This is a genomic window from Streptomyces roseochromogenus subsp. oscitans DS 12.976, assembly GCF_000497445.1.
In the GTDB taxonomy this organism is placed as follows: domain Bacteria; phylum Actinomycetota; class Actinomycetes; order Streptomycetales; family Streptomycetaceae; genus Streptomyces; species Streptomyces oscitans.
In genome coordinates this window covers 8,539,668-8,544,216 of record NZ_CM002285.1, presented here as the reverse complement: position 1 = coordinate 8,544,216, position 4,549 = coordinate 8,539,668, and the positions used below count along the sequence as shown (strand labels likewise).

Annotated in this window: 7 protein-coding genes and 1 pseudogene; 4 read left to right on the top strand and 4 right to left on the bottom strand. The window is 74.1% G+C overall.

The genetic code is table 11. The annotated features are described in order from the left end of the window. A pseudogene (locus M878_RS000000100550) lies at positions 1 to 132 on the bottom strand (SHOCT domain-containing protein); the annotation flags it as partial. A gap of 183 nt (positions 133 to 315) precedes the next feature. On the opposite strand from M878_RS000000100550, the gene M878_RS86655 reads away from it, so the two are divergent. From M878_RS86655 to M878_RS86640, 4 genes are read left to right on the top strand one after another with little or no spacing between them, the layout of a single operon-like run. Further along, a complete protein-coding gene (locus tag M878_RS86655; RefSeq protein WP_031226907.1) occupies positions 316 to 894 on the top strand; it encodes a TetR/AcrR family transcriptional regulator in 579 nt (192 codons plus the stop codon). Between the two features lie 22 nt (positions 895 to 916). Beyond that, positions 917 to 1,501 carry a DUF4865 family protein gene (locus M878_RS86650; protein WP_023552829.1) on the top strand — a complete coding sequence of 195 codons (585 nt, stop codon included), beginning with the start codon at positions 917 to 919 and terminating at the stop codon, positions 1,499 to 1,501. Continuing rightward, positions 1,498 to 2,406, top strand: coding sequence for a phosphotriesterase family protein (locus tag M878_RS86645; protein WP_031226906.1), 909 nt, complete (start codon positions 1,498 to 1,500; stop codon positions 2,404 to 2,406). Before M878_RS86650 ends, M878_RS86645 begins: the two co-directional genes overlap by 4 nt. Before the next feature lie 29 nt (positions 2,407 to 2,435). Beyond that, on the top strand, positions 2,436 to 2,693 hold the full coding sequence (locus M878_RS86640) for a LysR substrate-binding domain-containing protein (RefSeq protein WP_342452737.1): 258 nt from the start codon (positions 2,436 to 2,438) through the stop codon (positions 2,691 to 2,693). Here M878_RS86640 and M878_RS000000101175 read toward each other — a convergent pair. The 3 genes from M878_RS000000101175 to M878_RS86630 form a co-directional block, all read right to left on the bottom strand. After that, positions 2,678 to 2,812, bottom strand: a complete 135-nt coding sequence (locus tag M878_RS000000101175; protein WP_023552826.1) for a hypothetical protein — start codon at positions 2,810 to 2,812, stop codon at positions 2,678 to 2,680. The two genes, M878_RS86640 and M878_RS000000101175, sit on opposite strands and share 16 nt — an antisense overlap. Beyond that, positions 2,809 to 4,047, bottom strand: a complete 1,239-nt coding sequence (locus M878_RS86635) for an ROK family protein (RefSeq protein ID WP_031226904.1) — start codon at positions 4,045 to 4,047, stop codon at positions 2,809 to 2,811. The genes M878_RS000000101175 and M878_RS86635 overlap by 4 nt, the downstream gene beginning before the upstream one ends. A gap of 48 nt (positions 4,048 to 4,095) precedes the next feature. Next, a partial coding sequence (locus M878_RS86630; RefSeq protein ID WP_023552824.1) for an alpha-ketoglutarate-dependent dioxygenase AlkB family protein occupies positions 4,096 to 4,549 on the bottom strand: 454 nt, incomplete at its 5' end.

Below are 4,549 nucleotides of genomic sequence, written 5' to 3'. Positions count from 1 at the left end.
GGGGCCGCCGCGGCCGCGCCAGGCGGTGCGGCGCAGGACGGTGACGGCGCCGATCACGACGGCCGCCCAGATCAGCGGGAAGAACAGGATCCACGGGCCGGGCCCGCCGTTCCAGCTCGCAAGGGTCTGCATCTCAGGTCATCTCCCGTGTCTCTTTTTCGTCTGTCTTTTTCGTCGTCTTCGGGGATGCCACGAGACTCCCTCCGGCAGGGGGTCCGGGTCGTCGTGCGGCCGGCGGCAGTGCGGCTACCTCCCGGGGAGTACGGCGTGGGCGGCGCACTGCTCCGCACGGACCGGCCGACTGTAACTACTGGTATGTACACTGGGTGCATGAGCACCCCGGAAAGACTGATCGAGTCCACCCGTGAGCTGCTGTGGGAGCGCGGGTACGTGGGCACGAGCCCGAAGGCGATCCTGGAGCGCGCGGGCGCGGGCCAGGGCAGCATGTACCACCACTTCAAGGGCAAGCCGGACCTGGCCCTGGCGGCGATCCGGCGCACCGCCGAGGAGTTGCGCGTCACCGCCGAGCGGGCGCTGGGCGGGCCGGGCACGCCGTACGAGCGGATCGAGGCGTATCTGCTGCGCGAGCGCGATGTGCTGCGCGGCTGCCCGGTGGGCCGGCTGACCATGGATCCTGACGTGATCGCCAGCGACGAGCTGCGCGCGCCGGTGGACGAGACGATCGCGTGGATCCGGGAGCGGATCGCCGGGATCGTCGAAGAGGGCAAGCGGCAGGGGCAGTTCGCGGCTTCGCTGGACGGCGAGGAGATCAGCGCAGCCGTCCTCGCGACCGTGCAGGGCGGCTATGTCCTGGCCCGCGCCTCCGGCTCCCCGGCCGCCTTCGACGCCGGTGTTCGCGGTCTGCTCGCCCTTCTTGCGCCCCGGACCGCCTGAGACCCGAGAAGGGAAGTACGACATGCACGCCATGCAGTACGAGTTCACCCTGCCCGCGGACTACGACATGGGCGTCATCCGCTCCCGCGTCGCCCGCGTCGGGCATCTGCTGGACGACTGGGACGGCCTCGGCATCAAGACGTACCTGCTGCGCGAGCGCGGGGTGGACGGCTCGCCGGCGAACCAGTACGGGCCGTTCTATCTCTGGAACACCGTGGAGGGCATGAACAACTTCCTGTGGGGAGGCGCCTTCCAGAGGCCCGTGGACGACTTCGGGCGGCCGGCGATACGGCAGTGGAGCGGCCTGGCGTTCGAGGAGGGCGCCGCCAGCGGGTCCACGCCCGCGTACGCCGTGCGGCGGCGCCAACCGGTGCCGGAGGGCGTGGAGCTGGCCGCCGTCATGGCGGACGCGGTGACTGAGACCGGGCGGCTGGCGGCCGAGGACGGTGCGGTGCTGGCGGCGGCCGCCGTGGACACGCGCGCGTGGGAGCTGGTGCACTTCTCGCTCTGGGAGAGCGACACGCGCAAGGCCGACGGGGATGTCTACCAGGTGCTGCACCTTTCCGCGCCCGGCCGGGACCGGCTCCCGCGCGGACGGCAGTGGTGAGCCGCGTCCGCACGGTCCTCGGCGACATCCGGCCCGCGGAGCTGGGGGTGTGCGACGCGCACGACCATCTCTTCCTGCGCAGCCGCCAGTTGCCGGGCCAGGAGCTGGACGACGTGCCGGCGGCTCGGGCCGAGCTGGCCGCGTTCCGGGCGGCGGGTGGAGCGGCTGTCGTGCAGTGGACGCCGTACGGCCTGGGACGGCGGGCGACGGACCTGCCGGAGCTGTCCCGGACCACCGGAGTGCGCCTGGTCTGCGCCACCGGACTGCACCAAGCCGCCCACTACGAAACGGAGTTGCTCGGCTCGCTGCGCGGCCGGCTGGCCGAGGTGTTCGTGTCCGAACTGACCGAGGGCATCGGTACGACCGGGGTGCGCGCTGGTCTGATCAAGGTGGCGGGCGGCTTTCACGCGCTCGACGGGCACGCCCGCTGGACCATGACGGCGGCGGCCGAGGCGCACCGTGCCACCGGCGCGCCGATCGCCGTGCACCTGGAGCTGGGCACCGGCGCGCTGGACGTACTCGACCTGCTGTGCGGCGAGTTGGGCGTGCCCGGTGACCGGGTGATCCTGGGCCATCTGAACCGCTTCCCCGACCCGGTCGTACAGCGGCAGGCGGCCGCGTCCGGCTGCTGGCTGGCCTTCGACGGGCCCTCCCGCGCCCATTTCGCCACGGACTGGCGGATGCCGGAAGCGGTACGGGCCCTGGCGGACGCCGGGTTCGGCGACCGGCTGCTGCTCGGCGGGGACACCGTGGTCGCCGGGGCCCGCTCGGTGGACGGCGGGCCGGGGATGCCGTATCTGCTGCGCCGGGTGCGGTCCCGGCTGGAAGAGGCGCTGGGTGCGGAGCTGGTGGACCGGGTCCTCACGGAGCATCCCGGGCGGGCGTTCGCGGCCGACTGGGCGTGAGAGGGCGGTGGGCGGCGCCGTAAGTGGTCGTGCGCGGCCGACTGCCGGACATCGCCTGCGAACCGGACGCCCACGAGGGGCTGTTGACGCTGGTCGCCCTCGGCTGCGGCACGGGTCTGGTGCCCCGGCTGGTGCTGGGGAGCAGCGCGGTCCGCGACCGGCTGACCGTTCTTCCGGCGGATCCGGCGCCGGAGCGGTTCGCGATCGGGTGGTGCGTACGCCGGGCGGATCTGCGGCGGCCGCCTGCGGCGAGGCTGTGGAGCCTGACGGCTCAGGCCTCGGCGTAACGGCGTACGCGGTGCCGTCCCGACAGCTCCGGCAGCACCGTCTCGATCAGGCGGATGCGCCCGGCGGGCAGGATCTCCAGGGCCGGAGCGGGCCGGATCTCCTCGTGCGCCCCGGTCATCGCAGCGCCGCCAGCGGATCGTCCAGGACCGGTTGCCAGGCCAGTTCGGCGGCTCCGACGAGGCTGTTGTGGTCGAGGGTGCAGGGCAGGATCGGCACTCCGCCGCTCTGGCCCCACAGGCTGCGGTCGGCGACGACGGCGCGCAGCCGGTCGGGGTCGGCGTCCAGGAGGGTGCGGTGCAGGCCGCCGAGGATGATGCGGTCGGGGTTGAGGATGTTGACCAGGCCGGCCAGGCCCAGGCCCAGGCGGTCGATGAGGGCCTCGGCGGCGCTGCGGACGGCCGGGTCGGCGTACTGGGTGCGCAGCAGGTCGTTGGCCTGCTGGAGCAGGGACACCTCGGGGCCCGGCTCGCGGCCGGCTTCGACCAGCAGGGCCAGCGGGTCGGCCTCGACGTCCAGACAGCCCCGGCTGCCGCAGTAGCAGGGCCGGCCCTCCGGGTTCACGGTGAGGTGGCCGACCTCCAGGGCGAGGCCCGAACTGCCGGTGTGCAGGCGGCCGTCCAGCACCAGGGCGCCGCCGACGCCCCGGTGTCCGGTGGCCACGCACAGCAGGTCGCGGGCGCCGCTCCCGGCGCCGTGCCGGTGCTCGGCGAGCGCGGCGAGGTTGACGTCGTTGCCCGCGAAGGCCGGCCCGGTGATGCCGGCCTCGCGCACGCACTCCGCGAAGATCCGGCGGACGGGGGCGCCTACGGGCCAGGCCAGGTGCAGGGGGTTGAGGGCGAGGCCGTCGGGTTCGGCCACGGCGGACGGTACGGCGAGTCCGGCGCCGACGCAGCGGCGGCCGGTGGTGCGCAGCAGTTCCGCGCCCGCCTCGACGACCGAGCCGAGCACCTTCGCCGGGTCGGCGTCGACTGTCTCGCAGCCGGGCGAGGTCGCCACGATCCGCCCGCCGAGGCCGACCAGGGCCGCCCGGAAACCATCGGCGTGGACCTGCGCGGCGAGCGCCACCGGGCCGTCCTCGGCGACCTCCAGGCGGTGCGAGGGCCGGCCCTGGGAGCCGGCCGCGGCGGCCGGCCGGGCGTCCACCCGGATCAGCCCGAGCGCCTCCAGCTCGGCGGCCACCGCGCCCGCGGTCGCCCGGGTGACACCGAGCTCCGCGGTGAGTACGGCGCGGGTCGGCGCCCGTCCGGTGTGCACCAGCTCCAGTGCGGGTCCGAGCGCGCCGCGCCCTCGGTCCAACCGCGCTCTGGAGGTGGTCCTCTCCCCCGCTGTCCGGGGCTCCGCCTTGCCGCTCATGAGGGCGAGTCTCCCATGATCCGCAACCGTGGTGGCCTGCGGTGTCGGTTACAAGCCGCTCACCCGCAGGGTGATGTTCAGGCGTCCGGCGAGGCCCAGGCCGGGCGGGGCCGTGCCCGGGTGCACGCGCGGCACGCCGTGGTGGGCGAGCCGGGAGAGCCCGCCGAAGACGAACAGGTCACCGCTGCGCAGCTCCACGTCGGTGTACGGCTTGGCGCGCGTCTCGGTGTTGCCGAAGCGGAAGACGCAGGTGTCGCCGAGCCTGAGGGAGACCACAGGCGCGTCCGCCCGCTCGTCGCTGTCACGGTGCATGCCCATACGGGCGTCGCCGTCATAGAAGTTGATCAGCGCGATGTCGTACGTGTACGGCTGCTGCGGGCCCAGCGCGGCTTCGGCTGCGCTGCGGCCCAGCTCGCCGAGCCAGGCCGGGAACGGCTTCACGGGGGCGCCGTCGCCGTCGACGGCGGTGCGGGCGTAGGCGTACGGGTACCAGTGCCAGCCC